Genomic DNA, 17,270 nt, shown 5'->3' on the forward strand with positions numbered 1-17,270 from the left:
TTTGATCGCTCCGACAACATCTATTGAAGATGTTTTTCGTGCGCTCTTGAAAGACTTCGGCGTTGGCTGGATTTGCTCCGAATTGCTGGCAAAGCGCATTTTGAAGGAAAAACAGGCCACTCTGTGATGCAGCGATTTGCACGGCAGTCGCGGAGGGCGCGTCACCTTACCGCAGGCTATCAAGGCGCGGATGCTTGGTTCTGGGCGGAACCGTATTTATCGGTCGCCGGGCCGGAGGGGCATGCTGCGATCATACCTGAGTATGACACGGCCAACCCGAGAATCTAGTGGCGCAACCGCGCGTAGAATGGAGCGCGCGGATCAGCGGATTACTTTGCCCCCGTTACATCCGGACGAGCCAGCAAGGCTCTGCCCGGCCAATAACGGGACAAGGAGATTCGACGATGTCGCTGCAGATATCACCCCAGCAAAGCGCCGAGGATCGTGTCGTTCGCTCGATCGACGTCGCGCGACTTCATCGCCGCCGGCCCAGCCTGTCGAAAATCTCCGGCGGATTTGATGAGGACGGGATGACGCTCTCGCTCGTTCATCTGGACCTGGCGGTCGAAGCGCAGGTGGCTGGTGTCGGGGAACGTGTCGACGGCATGCCCCATTTCAGAGTTTCCGCCAAACGCCTTGCGGGTGTTTCCGGGGAGACTGAGCTGCCGTTTGCTGCTGAGGAATTTCCGGACCCGGTGATGCAGCGTCTGTCCGATGCACTCGCGGCAGCCGAAGCCATGCGCGAACCCCATTCGGCCATTCTGGCCGACGCGTTGCGTCTCGCCATCCTCACCCGAAAGTTCTGCCAACAGACCATTGTCAGATGCACGGAAACCGAAGCGGCCAGCGAGCACCGCGAAGACCAAGCCGGTCGGACCGTGCGCTCGCTGCAGAAATGGCGCCTCAGGCGCGTCCTACAATACATTGATGACAATCTGAGCGCCAAGATCGCGCTGCAGGACCTGGCCACCGTCGCGGGGCTGAGTCGGATGCATTTCGCCGCGCAGTTCCGGGCGGCTACTGGCCTGCGGCCTCATGACTACTTGCTGAAGAGGCGGATCGAGCGCGCCCAGGAGCTGCTCAAACGAGCCGACATCTCGCTCGTCGATGTCGCCTTGACAGTCGGCTTTCAGACCCAGGCGCACTTCACAACGGTGTTCAAACGCTTCGTGGGCGATACGCCGTATCAATGGCGGAGCGCCCATCTCGCGCAGAGCATGCCGCAGCCGCGCGCAAGAGGCAACCTGTCATGACGAGCGTTGGAATTCAGACGTTGATGCTGCCGTTGATCGGAATTCATTCAGCCTTGATCCGCCATGAGCTGATGGAGATGCTCGAGATCGCTCGTATTCTTGGCAACTCATGTCGCCTGGCCTCGTCGGAGCCGGGTTCAAGCCTGATGTACGGTCGCTTCACCTTCGATTTCTGCAAGACCGTTGCTGCGGCTCCTGTTGCTGGCGGGCGGATAGAAGGTTTCGATGACGTTCATGCCACCGCCCTCCGGAGATCGCGACGGCATGAGAGGTGCGGCGTTAGAAGGCATTGACGACGAAGATCGTCAGCAAAGCCATCACGAGGCGGGACACGGCATAGCCCGTATGTAGCAAACGACCGGGGATATTGCTCTTTGCGACCTTCTGCAAAGTCCCCAAGCGCGGCCGTGGTCGAGCGGGCGCCGGCGCAGGCACCGAGCATGATGGCGGGTGGAACTTGAACATGTAGCATCCAAGGATCAGGCCCGCGAAGATCGGGACGAGCTTGACCAGCGTGCGGGCTAGGAACAATGCGAACCCGTAGTTCTTGATGCCCCAGGTCCCGCTATTTCAACGTCGACAGATAGGCGACGACGTCGGCTCGATCCTTCCCGTCCGCCAACCCCTTGAAGTACATCTTGACGCCGTGGACGTCTCCGCGCGGATCGGCGATGTAAGTATCCAATGCCGCGGCGGTCCAAGGCGTCTTGTTGGTCTTCATGCCTTCGGAATAGGCGTAATCCGGTACGGCCGCCGGCGGGCGTCCGACGATGTTCCAGAGGCTCGGGCCGACCTTGTTGATGCCGATCTCGGGAGAGTGGCAGTTCTGGCAGATGCGCTGGAAGATGCTCTTCCCAGCGACGGGGTCCCCGTCCAGCGCCGTTGCGCTCGAGGCGAGACCTGCGAAAACAACAATAAGAACGATGCGAAGGAGCATGCGAATCCCTTCCTTTTTGACCCGGAGCGGCGCCGACAAGCCCCGCGCCGTGCCGGTCAGCAGACCCGCGCAGATGATCGGACAAAAGCCAGGCCCGAGTCCTTGTTCTGGATCAAGCCACCTCGTTGCCGTTGCGGCTTAATTCGCCTATTCTTCGAAGAACGAACGAAAACCAGCACGAAATCCAACGTGTTGTTCTGGGAGGTATTTGGTGGGAGACGCCGATTCTCGGCCTGCGCGCCCGTCTGGCGTGATTGCTGCAAAGTCGAAGGCCATGACGGAGGCCGCGGCGGCGGCTGACATCTATGACCAATTGTCGGCCGACGGCTTGGCTATGGTGCTGATCTTCCTGTCGCCCCATTATGATCCGAACGAATTTATGGCGGAGATGACGACGCGTCTTGCGGGCGTCCCCGTGTATGGCTGTACGACGGCGGGAGAGCTCTCGCCGGATGGGTGGGAGGACAACAGCGTCGTTGCTCTCGCCTTTGCAGCAGATGATTTCACCGTGTTCGCACAGCCCATCTTCGGGTTGTCGGGCTTTCGCGTCGATGAAGGGCGCCGCCTGGGCAACCAGTTGAGGCAGGAGCTGTCCCGGCACGGTGCTCGCGACAACGAAGGCGTGTTCGGGCTGGTCCTGATCGACGGCATGTGCCAGCGGGAAGAGGCGATCATGTCGGCGATTTATGCCTCACTCGACAATATTCCTCTGGTCGGCGGGTCGGCTGGCGACGGTCTGCGCTTCGGGCGCACCTGGGTTTTCCACGACGGCAAAGCTCATACCGATATGGCGGTGTTGATTCTGATTAGGACGTCATTGCCGTTTCGGTTGTTCAAGTGCGACAATTTCGAGCCGACCTCGGTCAAGATGGTGGTGACGGAAGCCGATCTCGAGCAGCGTATCGTCAAGCAGCTCAATGCTGAGCCGGCGGCGGAGGAATATTGTCGCGCGGTCGGTATCGTGGATTCCGAGCTCGACCCGTTCCTGTTTGCAGCCCATCCCGTGCTGGTGCGTGTCGGCGGTTCTTATTTCGCGCGCTCGATTCAGCGCGTCAGCCCGGATGGCTCGCTCCGGTTCTTCTGCGCGATCGACGAAGGAATGGTGCTGACCGCTGCCAGGTCCCGCAACTCGGTGGCCGCCGCCCGCGAGATGCTGGCCGAGGTTCGCGGCGAGATCGGCGAGGTTTCGATCTTTATCGGTTTCGAGTGCATCCTCAGGCGTCTCGATGCGGAGCAGCATCAGTTCGCGCGGGAAATGTCCGAGCTCTATCGCGACAACCGGATCGTTGGATTCCATACATATGGCGAGCAATATGGTTCGATGCACGTCAATCAGACGCTGACGGGCGTCGCGATCGGCAAGCGCACCGGTGCGGCGCAATGACCGCGACCGGCTCCCCGGAAGAGCTGCAGCGTGAGGCGGCCAAGCTCAGGAAGATCAACGCCGCGCTGATGTCCCGCGTCGAACGCTCGATGGACCAGCAGTTCAACGCGTTTTCACTGTTCGAAACGGCGATCGCGCTCGATCAGCAGGTCCGCGAACGGACGCGGCAGCTGCGGGATGCGCTGCATTCGATCGAAACGGCCAATCAGGACCTCTTCCGGGCTAAGCAGCAGGCCGAAGCGGCCAGCTCCTTGAAATCTTCGGTTCTGATCTCCGTGACGCATGATCTGCTTCAGCCGCTCAACGCCGCACGGCTGACGCTTTCGACCTTGGCGGACGAGGTCCCGTCCGATCGCGGAATAACCATGGTCGGCCAAGTCGACCACTCGCTGGCAATGCTCGAGGATCTGCTGCGATCCCTGCTCGAGATTGCCAAGCTGGACGCCGGAGCCTTGCATCCGGATGTACGCCCCATTCTGCTCTCGACCCTGTTCGAGCCGCTCGAACGCGAGTTCGCTCCCATCGCGGCAAAGCGCGGGCTATCCTTGCGGATCTGTCCATGCGCTGTCGCCGTGTTCTCGGATGCTTTAATGTTGCGTCGCATCTTGCAGAATCTCCTCGCCAACGCTCTGCGTTACACGCGGCGAGGTGGCGTGATCATGGGGTGTCGGCTGGGGCCGGGGTCCAGCCGTGTTCGCATCGAGGTGTACGACACCGGCCCGGGCATTCCCGAACCGCAACAGGAAGCGATCTTTCTCGAATTCCAGCGCGGTCAGCCGGGCGCTGAGGACCAGGCCGGCTTTGGACTCGGCCTGTCGATCGTCCGTCGCTTCGCCAAAGCGTTGGATCATGAGGTCAGGCTGGCTTCACGGGTTGGCCACGGATCGACATTCAAGCTCGAGCTTGACCGGGCGGACCCGGCAGCGGTGCCGCGGGATTTGCATCCTGCGGATCACGTCGACCACGACTATAGCGGGCTCGAAGGTGCCAAGATCCTGCTGATCGAAAACGACCTCGCCACCGCAGAGGCCATGGTCAGTCTGCTGGAAAAATGGGGCTGCGACGTCGTGGCGACGGTGTCGTCGAAGGACGCTTTGCAGCGCTTGAGTGCGCTCGGCGCGGTTCCCGAGACGATCATTGCGGACCTCCACCTGGACGGCGACGAGAGTGGGCTTGCGGCCATCCGGGACATCAGGCAATTCCTCGGCCGAGATGTTGCGGCCATGATCGTGACCGCGGATTATTCCGAAGCTGCGGCCAAGGAAGCGAGCTTGTACGGGCTCGAAGTTCTGACCAAGCCGATCAGGCCAGCGGAGCTTCGCGCTTTGTTGTCGTTCCTGTTGTCATGAGCGCTCGGTGTCATTTCCGCGGGCATGAACCGGCGCGCGGCTACGCGTCTCGCCGATCAGGTTCACGAAATCGATCCTTTCCATCTCGATGATGGCCTTGGTCCGGCTCATGACCTGGAGCTTTCGCAAGATCTCCGAAACGTGGACCTTCACCGTGGTCTCGCAGATCGCCAATTCATAGGCGATCTGCTTGTTCTGCAATCCGCAGCGGATCATGTCGAGCACCCGCAGCTGCTGCGGTGTCAATTCGTGAAGACGTTTCAACAGATCTCGAGCAGGAAGCCTGACCCGGCGCGCACTCGCGGGGCTGAGTGCGCTGCCCTGAACGTGGACATCGCCGCGCAGGACGCCTCTGATCGCATCAGCCAGCTGCTCCTTCGATGTCGATTTCGAGATGTACCCGGCGACTCCCAGAGAGAGGACATGGGCGACGAGCTTCGGGTCCTGATGCGCTGAAACTACGAGGACCGGCGTCCGCGGCGCGGTCTTGCGGATGCGAAGAAGGCCGGATAGTCCGCTCGTGCCGGGTATCGAGAGGTCGAGCAGGATCAGGTCGAAGCCCGGCGCGGATGACAGACGATCGGCGGCCATGTCGATGGACGTCGCCTCGGACAGCTCGGCATCGGGCAGGGTGACGCGGATTGCGTTCTCCAACGCCTCGCGAAAGAGAGGATGGTCCTCGATGATCAGCAATCGAGCCACTTGCCTTCACCCCCCGGCCAGGTCGAAGATCCTGTTTTTCTGGTGTGGCGGATCCAACTTTCGCAAAAGAGCTTGCGGCAAACCGATATGATTGTCAAAGCCGGGGCACCATTGATGCCGTTTTTTGGTCCAGATCGATGATCATGCGCCGATCGATATCGGGACGTCCGACTGGCATGAGTTCGTAGGTCGCCCGTTTCCGGAGCGTGAGCTACTGCTGCTTTCCGCGTAGAGTGGTCCTCGATCCCTGGCGCCCTGTCGGAAGGAGCAGTTCGATCTTACCGATTTCGATCACGGCCTTGTTGCGGCTGAACAGCCGGAGTTTTCGCAGTATTTCGGTGATGTGCGCTTTGATGGTCGATTCCGCGAGCCGCAGTTCGGTGGCGATTTCCCGATTCTGGTAGCCTCGCCTGATCAAGTCCAGAACACGGAGCTGCTGAGGCGTCAGCTGTTCAAGGCGCGCCTGCAACGCGCGCGCGGAGCGATCGCCATCGCGTTCGGCCGTGGGTACGAAGTCTTTCGGAACCGAGATGGAGCCGCTGAGCACGCGTTCAATCGAAGACGTCAGTTCGCGCTTCGAGGTCGATTTCGGCAAATAGCCGGCAGCGCCAAGCGAGAGCGCCTCGCGCACGATATTCTGATCCTCGTCGCTCGACACGATCGCGACCGGAAGCCGCGGATGACTTGCGCGCAGCCGCAGGAAGCCTGCGAAACCAGCCGCATCAGGCAGCGTCAGGTCGAGCAGGGCCAGATCAATTCCGGGGTCGGAAGCGAGGACGTGAAGTGCATCGGCAATCGAGACCGCCTCGAAGATCTCCGCCTGCGGATGCGCAAGGCGCACGGCGTTGCCGAGAGCCTCGCGAAACAGCGGATGATCATCGATGATCAGAAAGCGCGTCATTCCCGACCTCGCTCGTATCGTCGGCAGACTTCGGGTGACCGGCAGATTCGACCGGCGGTACCTGCCTGCTTCAATTCGTCGTTTCCGGCGACTGCACCGTCAGCAGGAACGTATAGATGCTCTCGAACTGGTCGTCGGTAAAGACCTCCTTCCATGCTGGCATACCTTTGGAGGGGCGGCCCTCATGCACCGTGGTCCAGAATTTATCACGCATGTCCTCGCCGTAGCGGGTTCGCAGCCGTCGCAGGTCGATCCGGCGTTCCGCCTGCACGGCATCGGGTCCGTGACAATGGGCGCAGGTCCCGTTGAAGATTTCTTTGCCGGCGGTCATCATCTCGGCGCCAGGATCGGTCGCATTGGCTTCCGAAACCCTGATCACTGAAGGTTCAGCAGCAGGCTGTCGGAGGAGCTGAGCAGGACCTGCGAGCGAGGCCAGTTTGATCAGGCTCGGCGCGGCGCCGAGCCTGATCGGCGGATCGCTCGGTAGCCCATATTTGGCAGCCAGCTCGGCAATCCGTGGTCCGAGCTGCGGCAAAGCCGCGTCGATCTGGTCGCGCAACTGCGTGGAGGTTCTGGCGAAGCCGATCGCAGCATCCCAGGACAGACCAGTGCCTTCGACCGGCTGGATCCGGAAACGACTTTCGTAGGTCGTCTTGTTAAGCCAGCCCGCGACCGGTCCCCAGACGAAAGCGACATCGACCTTGCCCTGGGCGAGAGCCATCATGCCCTCGTCCGGCGTCAGCACGGTGACCTTCTCGATGTCCTCGCGCTCGGCCAGCAGATTTTGCGGCGTGGTCTGATATTGCACCGCGACGCGCTTGCCCCGGAGATCGTCGATGCTGCTGACGACGAGCGTTCCTCGGCTGACAAGCGCATAGGTTTCGGTCGTGATCTTCTTCGAGAAGATCACCGTTGGTCCCATGAAATCCGAGGACAGCGGCAGGCCTATCATCGCGTCGCACTGCTTGCCCAGCAGCGTCACGCGTACGGTCCGCTTGCCGAAATAGGATTTGTACCAGTCGTAGGTCACGGGGCGGCCGAGCTGCTGCGACAGGGCTTGGCCGACCTCGAGATAAAATCCCGGCTGCGATGGATTGTCGCTCGAGAAGGGAAGATTGGTCGGATCCGCGCAAAGCCGTAGCGGGTCCGCCTCGTTTGCGAATCCTGCAGCAGACGATGCCAGCAGGGTGGAGGCCATCAATGCGACGAAGGTCGTCACACGTGCTGACAATTCGGCGGCGGCCTGCCAGTTCGAGCCAGTCTGACGACGATTCAGGCGCATCCTCGATCCCTCGATCTTGTTATCTTGCTTGTTCGGAAGAGCTCGGTCCTGGCGGCCGTGCGGTGCTCTTCGTTCAGGCGGACAGGCCGGACGGTGCGCGTGTCCCGATTCCGGGGACACGCGCTTCGGTCGTGGCCGTTGCGGTTATTGGACTGCGAAGACGAACAAGGCGCCGCCCTCCGGAGCCGCGTTCGTCATCTTCTTGCCGATCTCGCCCAGGAAGGCCGGGATCGAGGCAGTGCGCCCGACGACCACGGCAACGTACTGCTTGCCGTCCACCGAGTAGGTCACCGGACCCGCGCCGATGCCCGAGCCCAGATTGCGCTTCCAGAGGATCTTTCCGGACTTGGCATCGATGGCGCGGAAATCGCCGTGCAGATTGCCAGAGAAGACCAGGCCGCCTGCGGTGGTGAGCGTGCCTCCGTTGAAGGGAAGGTCTTCCTGGATGGACCAGACCTTCTTGTTGTTCACGGGATCCCAGGCAATGAGCTCACCGAGGAAGCCGCCGGGACCTTCCTTGGTCGGGAATTCCGCACCGAGATAGAACACGCCGCGCTTGTAGGAGACGTCGCTGACCGCCCAGTCCATGCAGACATTGTTGGCCGGGATGTAGACCAGGCCGGTCTCCGGATTGTACGACATCGGCTGCCAGTTCTTGCCGCCGATCAGGTTCGGACAGACGTCCTTGACGGGATGTCCGGGGCCCGGCCGCTTGTCCGGGTCCTCGACCGCGCGCAAGGTCGAAGTGTCCCATTTCTGTGCCCAGTTGGCGAAGACGTACTTCTCGGCTGAGATCACCTTGCCGGTTTCACGGTTGGCCACGAAGAAGAAGCCGTTGCGGTCGGCCTTCATCAGCGTCGGAACCGCCGCGCCACCGATCTTCAGGTCGGCGAGGATGGCTTCGTTGACGCCGTCATAGTCCCAGGCATCGGCGGGGGTGGTCTGGATGTGCCACTTGATGTTGCCGGTGTTCGGGTCGAGCGCCAGCGTGGACGCGGTGTAGAGATTAGTCAGCTTGCCGAAATCACCATTGCCGGTTGAGCGCACAGCGGTATTCCAGGGACCGGGATTACTGGTGCCCCAATAGACGGTGTCGCTCTTCGGATCATAGGAGCCGACCAGCCATGCCGCTCCGCCGCCGTGCAGGCCGGTGTCGCCCTTCCAGGTCTCGCTGCCGGGTTGGCCGGGAGCTGGGACCGTGTAGGTCTGCCACAGCACCTTGCCGGAGTTGATGTCGAAGGCCTGCAGCGAACCGCGCACGCCATACTCGCCGCCGCCGAAGCCGGTGATGACCTTGTCGCGCACGACCAGTGGCGGCGAGGTGATCACCGAGCCCTGCTTGTAGTCGACGACCTTTGACGTCCACAGCTCCTTGCCGGTCGCGGCATCGAGCGCGGTCAGCTTACCGTCGAGCCGGCCGACGAAGAGCTTGCCGTCGGCATAGGAGATGCCGCGGTTGTTGACGTCGCAGCAGGCAAATTGCAGCACATCGTCAGGAATATCCGGCTCATAGGTCCATTTGCGCGCGCCGGTCGCGGCATCCAGCGCATAGACGTATTTCGGACCCCATGAGGTCGAAACATAGAGCGTGTTGCCGATCACGATGGGCGAGGCCTCGTTCGAGCGCAGCGAGGCCAGCGAGAACGAGTAGACCAGCGACAACTTGCCAGCGTTGTCCGCGTTGATCTCCTTGAGCGGGCTGAACCGGGTGTTGCCGTAATCATGGCCCGCCATTGCCCAGGCCCCGGGCTCGCTGGTCGCCTTCAGCGCCGAGTCATTGGCGCGGACACCAATGGTGCCGGCCACAAGGAAGGCAACCGTCGAGATGCCAGCCAAGAATCTCCTGCTCGTGAAATTCATCAGTTCCCTCCGCATTTGTCTTTGTTGTGGTCGTGTGGCGCGCGCCGCGCCAAGCCTCGATGTGCAGTCGCGCTGCAAGCATCGGGTGAATTACACCACCACCTCTGTCAGGCTCTCATAGGCGGAAGGTAGTAGGCCGATAGGTCAGCGTTTATTGCTGATTTTCATGATTTTTCATAAGCTTGTCGGGATCTCTGATGTCCAGAGCGGCACGCCGGGGGCTCGCGAGATCGGTCGAAGGACCCGGGAAGGGGGCTCCGGCCGGTTCTAACGGACGCTCGTCTCGACCAATATAAGTCCCCGACCAATTGCCCTAATGCTCTCGCGGCCCGAACGAAAAATCTATCGGATCACTCCATTTTGGTCGGTCGCATCAGCCTTGGCGCCGGAGAAATCCGGTGATGGTAACGGTTTCCCAGATGCCTGCTGCGGCAAAGGGGTCGGCGCGATTGAACGCTTCGACCTCGGCGCGTCCGGGGGCTTCGACCACGAACAGGCTTCCAATCATCTTCGAACCGTCGTCGGAAACCAGCGGGCCGGACATGACGATCGCGACGGCATGGCGAGAGCTGTCGCTGAGGTAAGCCTTGTGTGCATCGTAGTTGGCGAGCCGGACCGGAAGCGCGCCGGAACGGTCGAGGGCGTGGATGGCAAAAAGCATGAGTCTCTCCGCGACTGATGTGGGGACGGCTCCCAGCCGACAGCCGTTCTCCACGTTGACGGGAACACGGGCTCGCTATTTCGCGCCGAGCTTGCTTGCGTCTTCGAAGGTCGGACACGTCCGCTGTTCCAGCGAAATATCGAACGGCTGATAGTTCTCTTTCGTGATGACGGTCGGCTTCAGCACGATCTCACTGACGACCGGCTGACCGCGAAGCGTGCGGATGGCCATCATGGCACCGAGGCAGCCCTGAGCGAAGCCGTTATAGTCACCGCTGGCGAGCAGCTTGCCCGACTTGATCGCGTCGACCGCCTCCTTGGTGCCGTTGATGCCGATGACGAGGGCCTTGCGATTCGCGCCGTCCAGCGCCTCGATGGCGCCGATGGCCATGGCATCGTTGGCGGCGAGCACACCGTCGATCTGTGAATTGGACTGCATCAGATTTTCCATCACCTGCAAGGCCTGCAGGCGTTGGTAGTTGCCGGGCTGCGAAGCCAGGAGTTTCACTCCGGGCGTTTCTTTGAGGGCGTCATTGAATCCGCGTACGCGATCGACGTTGGTGAGGGAGCCCTTGACGCCTTCAATGATGACGACGTTGCCTTTGCCACCGAGCGCCTTGAGTAGGAAACGCCCAGTCTCCAGACCAAGACTGTAGTCGTCGGCGCCTACGAAAGAGACGAATTTGCCCCCGGCGGAACGGTCGGTGATGTTGACGACAGGAATCTTGGCCTCATTGATCTTCTCGACTCCGGGTACCATCGCCTTGTAGTCGACCGGGGTGAAGACAATGGCGCTCGGTTTCTTCACCACGACGTCCTCGATCTGGCTGAGCTGCTCCGGGATCGAGTCCGGTTTCGTCGGAATGTAGTGGAGGATCTTGGCGTTTAGCGCCTTTGCCATGTTGTCCGCGCCGACACGGACGGTCTGGAAGAATGGATTTGTCTGGTTCTTCGTGAAGACCGCAATCGTTTCGCCGTCCGCGCGGGCCTGTGTCGAGGCCGCCATGATCAGAAATGACAGAGCGAGGCAGCGCGTCATTCGATGTTTCATCTTATTTCCATCCCTCATTTTTTGAGTTTTCTTACAAGCTCATTGCGCCGGGCGTCGGGTCTTCATGTCGAGCCAGACCGCAACGATCACAATGATTCCGGTGACAAGCGGCTGCCAGTTCGCGCTGATCGAAAGCAGGTTCATACCATTCAGCACAAGCGTCAGGATCAATGCTCCGATGAACGTACCAAAGACGGTTCCAATTCCGCCGAACAGCGAGGTGCCGCCAATCAGGACGGCCGCAATGGCAGGAAGCGTCAGGCTCTCGCCGATGTCGGCTTCGGCAGAGTTGAGCCGTGCCAGGAAGATGATGGAGGCGATCCCAGCCATGGTCCCTGACACGGTGTACACGAGCAACAGCCGATGCGTGACCGGAATGCCCGAGAGTCTCGCTGCGACCGGATTGGCGCCGATAGCGTAGATCTCCTGGCCCCAGATGGTGCGTTGCGCGAAGAGCGATCCGATGGCGAGAAAGATCAGCAGCAGATAGACCGGGACAGGAAGCCCAAGGAAATAGCCGCTGCCGATCTGGCGGAAGCCGGGCGGGAAGCCGTGAATCGTCTCGCCTGCCATGTACCAGTATGTGACGCCGTTCAGTACCCATAGCATCCCGTAGGTGGCGATGAAGGAAGGGATGCGCAGCGCGGTGACCATGAATCCGTTCAGGAATCCGACGACGCCTCCAACGACCAGTCCGGTCAGGATTCCAAGCGCCGGTGAGCCGGTTTGATGGATCACGGTGCCGGCAAGACAGGCCGACAATGCAACATTGGCGCCGACCGAAAGATCGAGGCCGGCGGTCAGCACGACCAGGGTCAGACCCGATGCGATAAAGAAAGTCAGGCTCGCCTGCCTTAGCACGTTGAGGATGTTGCCGAGGCTCAGGAACGAGTCGCTGAGAAGCGTCAAGGCGGCGCAGATCAGAAGCGCGGCCAGCAACCGATAGAACACTTGTGACGCGTTCTGCGATAGGAAGGATCGCGGCGGCAACAAGGTCTCTTTGGTGAGGTCGGTCATGACCGACTCCGAAGGCCGTCGAGGAACAGGGCCACGATGACGAGCACACCGACGCTGGCGACCTGAATGGAGGAGGGCAACGAGACCAGGTTGAGCCCGTTGCGCAGCACGCCCACGGCGATGACCCCGAGCACGGTCCCGAGCAGCCAGCCGTTGCCGCGCTCGAACGAGGTGCCGCCGACCGCCACGGCCGCGATGGCGTCGAATTCAAGCCCTAGCCCCGCAGTCGGATGCCCCGAATTCATCCGTGAGGTCATCAGGAGGCCGGCGATACCGGCCATCGTGCCCCCGATCGCGTAGACCGCGATCAGCAGCCGTGTTGGCGACAGGCCGGCATATCTGAGCGCCTCGCGATTGCCGCCGAGCGCGAAGACGTAAGTGCCGAACCGGGTGTGATAGAGCAGGCCGTGAAAGACCCCGTAGCTAGCGAGTCCCAGGATGATGGGCGCGGGTACGCCGAGCACAGTGGCGGAATAGATGTCGCGCACACTGTGCGGAATGCCGACCACGCTCTGGCCGTCGCTGACGATCAGCGACAGGCCCTGGGCCATCCCGAGCGTGGCAAGCGTCGCCACGAACGGCGGAATTCCGATGATTGCGACCAGCCAGCCATTGACGGTGCCGAACGCAGCGCCGACCAGGACGGCAGCTCCCAAGCCCAGCAGCGCGGATTTGGTTGCGAGGGAGACGATGGCGACACAGAGCGAGGTGAGCGTGAGCACCGCGCCCATCGAGAGGTCGAGCCCCTCGGTCATGATGATCAGGGTCATCGGCAAGGCAAGCATGGTCAGAATTGTCGATTGCACGAGCACATTGGCGAGGTTCGCGGCCGACAGAAAGCCCGGCGCGATCGCACCGAACAGCCCAATAAGTAGCACCAGGACGATCGCCACCCCTGGAGTGCGCTGCAATGAACGGATCTGCGAGATGACGGCAGTGTCAGGCATCATGCATCCCCAGCCGCACGATATTCTCCTCGGTCAGTTCGCTGCGCGTCAGGTGTCCAGCGACGCGGCCCTCGCGCATGACATAGGCGCGGTCGCAGACGTGGCAGATCTCGATCTGCTCGGACGAGATCATCAGGGCCGCGGCACCTTCGGCGACCAGCCGGTCGATCAACGCAAAGATCTCGGCTTTGGCACCGATGTCGATCCCGCGCGTCGGCTCGTCGAAAATGAACAGCTTCGCGCCGGCCGCCAGCCATTTGCCGATCACGACCTTCTGCTGATTGCCCCCCGAGAGCAGACCGACCGTTTGCCGCGCAGTTGGAGTAGCGATCCTGAGTTGCCGGATCAGCCCGTCTGCCGTGCGCTGCGCGGCGCGTGGATCATAGAGCCCGCTGGGAAAGAGCTTCTTGAGTGCCGATACGACGAGATTGTCGCCAACCGAGCGCATCAGCGCGAGACCTTCGCTCTTGCGGCTCTCAGGGATCAGCGCGATGCCGCGACGGGCGGCGATGTCCGGCTCGCCAGAGACGGGTTGACCGTCGAAGATGATCTCGCCTTCGGCGATCGGATCGGCGCCGAAGATCGCACGGGCCACCTCGGTGCGACCGGACCCGACAAGACCGCACAGGCCGACGATCTCGCCCCGTCGGACCTCGATGTTGACGTCGGAGATGCCGGTCGTTGAACTCAGTCCTTTGACCTCCAGCAGCAACTCACCCGGCCGTTCGGCGAAATGGCGGGGATAGGTCATATCGACGCTTCGGCCGACCATCATGCGAACGAGCTGGTCGGGCGTGACATCGGCCGGGCGGAGATTGTCGATGCGACGGCCGTCGCGCAGGACCGTGATGCGGTCGCCGAGTGCGAACACCTCGGCGATGCGGTGCGAGATATAGACGATCGCAACGCCGTCCGCCTTCAGCCGCGCGATCAGCGCGAACAGTAGTTCGGCCTCACGGTCGGACAGCGCTGCCGTTGGCTCGTCCATCACCAGAATCCGCGCATTCTGGCTGATCGCCTTCGCAATCTCGACCATCTGTTGCTGCGCGACGCCGAGCATGTCGACGATGACCGACGGATCGATGTCGAAACCAATCGTGTCGAGCACGCGCCTCGCGTCCGTCAGGATCTTGCGGCGGTCAATGGTCCCGGGCAACCGGCCTTTCGGCTCGCGGCCGAGGAAGATGTTCTGTGCGATATCGAGGAAGGGAACGAGCGAGAACTCCTGGAAGATCACGGCAATGCCGAACTTCTGCGCATCTGCGATCGATGTGATCGCAACCTTCTCGCCCTTGTAGTAGAACTCGCCTGCATCGGCGCTATAGGCACCACACAGAATCTTCATGAGGCTGGATTTCCCGGCGCCATTCTCGCCGAGCAGCATGTGAACTTCGCCTGCATGGATGGCAAACGACACGTCGTCCAGCGCCTTGACGCCAGGAAATTCCTTGCTGATACCGCGTAATTCCAGCAATGGCGCGGGCGAGGAAGCTGCAATGGGCGTTGCCACGCTCATGGCTGCGTTCCGCCGGCAAAGATCTTCCCAGGGTTCATCAGACCGTGAGGGTCCAGCGCGGCCTTGACCGAGCGCATGACGGCGACGGCGTCGCCAAGCTCGTCCTGGAGGTAGTCGATCTTGCCAAGCCCGACGCCGTGTTCTCCGGTGCACGTTCCGTCCATGGCAATCGCGCGCGCGACCATGCGCGCCTGTAACGCCTTGGCGCCGGCGATCTCGTCCTCATTCGCCGGATCGATCAGGATCAGCATGTGGAAGTTGCCGTCGCCGACATGGCCGACGATGGGCGCCGTGAAGCCATGCTCATCGGCGTCCCGGCGCGTCTCCGTCAGGCATTCAGCCAGCCGGGAGATCGGCACGCAGACGTCGGTAATGACCGCGCGCGCTCCCGGCCGCAGGCCGAGGCCGGCGTAGAGCGTATTGTCACGCGCGTGCCAGAGGCGGCTGCGGTCCTCGGCCGCCTTGGCCCAAGCGAAGCCGCGGCCGCCGTGCTCGAGGGCGATCGTCTCCGCCGTCTGCGCCTGCTCCGTGACAGCAGCCTCCGAGCCATGAAACTCCAAGAACAGCGTCGGGGTTTCCTGATAGCCGAGCTTCGAATAGGCATTGATGCCGCGCATCATCACGTCATCGAGAAGCTCGATCCGGGCGGCTGGAATGGCCAACTGGATCAGGGCAATCGCGGTATCGACCGCGTCGTGGAGATTGTCGAAGCCGCATGTCGCGGCCGAGGTCGCCTGCGGCACCGGATGTAGCTTCAACGTGATTTCGGTGATCACGCCGAGCGTTCCCTCCGACCCGACAAACAGCCGCGTCAGATCGTAGCCAGCCGCGGATTTGCGCGCGCGCCTTGCCGTGCGGATCACCCGGCCGTCGGCCAGGACCACCTCCAATGCGAGAACGTTATCCCTCATGGTCCCGTAGCGTACGGTCATGGTGCCGGACGCGCGCGTCGAGGCCATGCCACCGATCGAAGCGTCGGCACCGGGATCGATGGGGAAGAACAGTCCAGTCCCGCGCAGCTCTGCGTTGAGCTGCTTGCGTGTAATGCCCGGCTGCACCACGGCGTCCATGTCGCTGTCGTGCACGGACAGCACCTTGTTCATGCGCGCGAAGTCGAAACAGACGCCCCCGGCGACGGAAGCGGCATTGCCTTCGAGAGACGTGCCAGCTCCGAACGGCACGACCGCCGCGTCGGCCTCGGCGCAGAGCCGGACGATCTGGACGACTTCCTGCGTCGTCTCGGGAAATACGACGATGTCTGGCGGCAACGTCGGGTAGTAGGATTCGCTCTGGCCGTGCTGATCCAGGACGCCGCGCGCGACACTGGCGCGCGGACCGATCAGGTCTGAAAGGCGATCGGCCAACGCAGCGGCGCTGATCCGCAATCCCATCATTCCTCCCCTTCGTTCCTCAATGGCTTCCGGACTCTTTGCGGTCCTTCGCCGTCGCTCACTGGCTTAGGCCGGATGCGTGCTGCTCGCAACCTGCTTCAGGCCGAAATCATAGTCGAGGTAGAAGTACGCTGTCTCCATCATGCGGCCATCCGGTGCACGGCCGGGTGGACGACGTTCAAAGTCCCGTACCAGGCTGTCCTTGACGCCGAACACGACATCGGAGTCGAGATATTTGTCTCCGGCGACGAAGACGTGCGTCACAAGCTGCTCGAAGCCGGGAGCCGAGATCATGAAATGTACATGAGCCGGTCGCCACGGGTGCCGGCCCTGCGCCGCCAACATCTCGCCGACCGGGCCGTCGTTTGGGATCGGGTAGGCGGCGGGCTTGATCGACCAGAAATGGAAGCGGCCGTCCGCGGCGGTGCGAAATCGCGCGCGCATCGCTAGATCGCCGATCTGCTCAAGCCGTTGTACGTCGTAGTAGCCGTCATCATCGGAGTGCCAGACGTCCACGACCACCCCCGCCAGCGGACGGCCGTCCGCCGCCGAGACCGAGCCGGTGACCAGCATCGGATCGCCTTTCATCGGTCCTGATATGTCGCTGCCATTCGGTTTTTCGGGCGCGGCTTCGATGAAGAAGGGACCGAGCACGGTGGTTTCCGTGGCGCCTTCCGGCATAGGATGATTGATCGCATCGACCAGCATGGAGACGCCGAGCGTGTCCGACAACAGGATGAATTCCTGGCGCTTATCGTCGCACATGTGGCCAGTCCGGGTGAGGAAGTCGATGCCATCCGCCCATTCCTTCTGGGTGGGGCGCACTTCGCGTATGAAGGCATGAAGATGGCGCACCAGTGCCTCGCTCACCTCTTTGATCCGCGCATCACGTGCGCCCGCCAGGCGCTCGATCACCGCAGTCGTGATCGTGGTCTCGTCAAAGTTTCGCAAAGCGCGGCTCCTCCTCAGAGTGTCCGTTCGCCGAGCCCGGACAGCAGCGATGAGTCGGTCTCAGCCCGG

Annotated in this window: 15 protein-coding genes; 3 read left to right on the top strand and 12 right to left on the bottom strand. The window is 61.9% G+C overall.

The annotated features are described in order from the left end of the window. Positions 1–404 precede the first annotated feature (404 nt). On the top strand, positions 405–1,253 hold the full coding sequence (locus ACQR1W_RS25155) for a helix-turn-helix domain-containing protein (protein ID WP_434853314.1): 849 nt from the start codon (positions 405–407) through the stop codon (positions 1,251–1,253). Positions 1,254–1,818: 565 nt separating this feature from the next. Here the strand turns inward: ACQR1W_RS25155 and ACQR1W_RS25160 are convergent. Further along, positions 1,819–2,190 (bottom strand): c-type cytochrome, encoded by a 372-nt coding sequence (locus ACQR1W_RS25160; RefSeq protein ID WP_434853315.1) that lies wholly within the window; start codon positions 2,188–2,190, stop codon positions 1,819–1,821. 211 nt (positions 2,191–2,401) lie between these two features. Between ACQR1W_RS25160 and ACQR1W_RS25165 the strand changes: the two genes are divergently transcribed. Both ACQR1W_RS25165 and ACQR1W_RS25170 read left to right on the top strand, forming a co-directional pair. Beyond that, positions 2,402–3,574 (top strand): FIST N-terminal domain-containing protein, encoded by a 1,173-nt coding sequence (locus ACQR1W_RS25165; RefSeq protein WP_434853316.1) that lies wholly within the window; start codon positions 2,402–2,404, stop codon positions 3,572–3,574. Then, complete coding sequence (locus ACQR1W_RS25170; RefSeq protein WP_434853317.1) at positions 3,571–4,923, top strand: ATP-binding response regulator; 1,353 nt, start codon at positions 3,571–3,573, stop codon at positions 4,921–4,923. Before ACQR1W_RS25165 ends, ACQR1W_RS25170 begins: the two co-directional genes overlap by 4 nt. On the opposite strand, the gene ACQR1W_RS25175 is transcribed toward ACQR1W_RS25170, so the two are convergent. From ACQR1W_RS25175 to ACQR1W_RS25225, 11 genes are all read right to left on the bottom strand, one after another. Next, the gene (locus ACQR1W_RS25175; protein WP_434853318.1) at positions 4,918–5,625 is read right to left on the bottom strand and encodes a response regulator; all 708 of its coding nucleotides are present in this window, start codon (positions 5,623–5,625) and stop codon (positions 4,918–4,920) included. The genes ACQR1W_RS25170 and ACQR1W_RS25175 overlap by 6 nt on opposite strands. A 211-nt stretch (positions 5,626–5,836) precedes the next feature. Further along, positions 5,837–6,526 carry a response regulator gene (locus tag ACQR1W_RS25180; RefSeq protein ID WP_008973300.1) on the bottom strand — a complete coding sequence of 230 codons (690 nt, stop codon included), beginning with the start codon at positions 6,524–6,526 and terminating at the stop codon, positions 5,837–5,839. Between the two features lie 70 nt (positions 6,527–6,596). Next, entirely contained in the window at positions 6,597–7,808 is a 1,212-nt protein-coding gene (locus ACQR1W_RS25185) for a c-type cytochrome (protein ID WP_434853319.1), read from the bottom strand. Between the two features lie 144 nt (positions 7,809–7,952). Further along, complete coding sequence (locus tag ACQR1W_RS25190) at positions 7,953–9,644, bottom strand: PQQ-dependent methanol/ethanol family dehydrogenase (protein WP_434853460.1); 1,692 nt, start codon at positions 9,642–9,644, stop codon at positions 7,953–7,955. 397 nt (positions 9,645–10,041) lie between these two features. Further along, complete coding sequence (locus tag ACQR1W_RS25195) at positions 10,042–10,329, bottom strand: YciI family protein (RefSeq protein WP_434853320.1); 288 nt, start codon at positions 10,327–10,329, stop codon at positions 10,042–10,044. Positions 10,330–10,404: 75 nt separating this feature from the next. Beyond that, complete coding sequence (locus tag ACQR1W_RS25200) at positions 10,405–11,379, bottom strand: sugar ABC transporter substrate-binding protein (protein ID WP_434853321.1); 975 nt, start codon at positions 11,377–11,379, stop codon at positions 10,405–10,407. Positions 11,380–11,418: 39 nt separating this feature from the next. Continuing rightward, positions 11,419–12,396 carry an ABC transporter permease gene (locus ACQR1W_RS25205; RefSeq protein ID WP_434853322.1) on the bottom strand — a complete coding sequence of 326 codons (978 nt, stop codon included), beginning with the start codon at positions 12,394–12,396 and terminating at the stop codon, positions 11,419–11,421. Continuing rightward, entirely contained in the window at positions 12,393–13,343 is a 951-nt protein-coding gene (locus tag ACQR1W_RS25210) for an ABC transporter permease (RefSeq protein WP_434853323.1), read from the bottom strand. Before ACQR1W_RS25210 ends, ACQR1W_RS25205 begins: the two co-directional genes overlap by 4 nt. Beyond that, complete coding sequence (locus tag ACQR1W_RS25215) at positions 13,336–14,859, bottom strand: sugar ABC transporter ATP-binding protein (RefSeq protein WP_434853324.1); 1,524 nt, start codon at positions 14,857–14,859, stop codon at positions 13,336–13,338. The genes ACQR1W_RS25210 and ACQR1W_RS25215 overlap by 8 nt, the downstream gene beginning before the upstream one ends. Next, the gene (locus ACQR1W_RS25220) at positions 14,856–16,250 is read right to left on the bottom strand and encodes an FAD-linked oxidase C-terminal domain-containing protein (protein ID WP_434853461.1); all 1,395 of its coding nucleotides are present in this window, start codon (positions 16,248–16,250) and stop codon (positions 14,856–14,858) included. The genes ACQR1W_RS25215 and ACQR1W_RS25220 overlap by 4 nt, the downstream gene beginning before the upstream one ends. Before the next feature lie 66 nt (positions 16,251–16,316). Next, positions 16,317–17,201, bottom strand: a complete 885-nt coding sequence (locus ACQR1W_RS25225) for an intradiol ring-cleavage dioxygenase (RefSeq protein WP_434853325.1) — start codon at positions 17,199–17,201, stop codon at positions 16,317–16,319. Between the last annotated feature and the right edge of the window lie 69 nt (positions 17,202–17,270).

Source organism: Bradyrhizobium sp. HKCCYLS1011, from assembly GCF_051167795.1.
In the GTDB taxonomy this organism is placed as follows: domain Bacteria; phylum Pseudomonadota; class Alphaproteobacteria; order Rhizobiales; family Xanthobacteraceae; genus Bradyrhizobium.